We start from the raw sequence: 579 nt of genomic DNA on the forward strand, positions 1-579 counted from the left end.
CGTTTTCACTCCCATCGTTCGATAACCAATCGCTTCTTTTTTTCCTTTCCAGGGGATCGTAATATTCGTTTGTTTGATTCGATCCAACACCCAAAGCACGCCTCGTTCCGTTGAGCCGTTCACCCAGCGAACAAGACGGTCTTTTTTAAATAACGCCAGTCCATCCAAGCTGATGCGAGCATCTGGCACAGAGGATTGAACGTTTGTTTGCCGTTTGCCCTGCTGTGGGTTTCCTTCAATGACAACACCCGTCACGACTGTATTTCTTCCTGAAGATGTCAAACCACGAATCGCCCACCAGACATCAGTGTTGATTGTCTGCCCCCAGGACATCTCGGAAAACTCCAACGTCTTAATAATTTGATTGGCGGAAATTTTGTCAATCGGTGTTAATACGCTTAACACCTCTTTCGCTGAGTGGCCATGAGCAATAACCAGCCGCGCTGTCGTCCGAAACTGGTGGCTCCGTTCCATCGCATCGAATACGCCATTCAACCCTTGGCGCGCCACTTCCTCGCTGATGACCACCAAGTTGGTATGAGCGTAATACAGGATGCGCGACAGCTTTTTCGAGGCTTT

1 protein-coding gene is annotated in these 579 nt (G+C 49.1%); it reads right to left on the bottom strand.

Features of this window, described 5'->3' with window-relative positions; all coding sequences use genetic code 11:
• Positions 1-579 (bottom strand): Ger(x)C family spore germination C-terminal domain-containing protein (locus VU18_RS16250; protein ID WP_047758548.1); only part of this gene is annotated, 579 nt, incomplete at both ends.

This window comes from Geobacillus sp. ZGt-1 (genome assembly GCF_001026865.1).
Classification (GTDB): Bacteria; Bacillota; Bacilli; order Bacillales; family Anoxybacillaceae; genus Geobacillus; species Geobacillus thermoleovorans.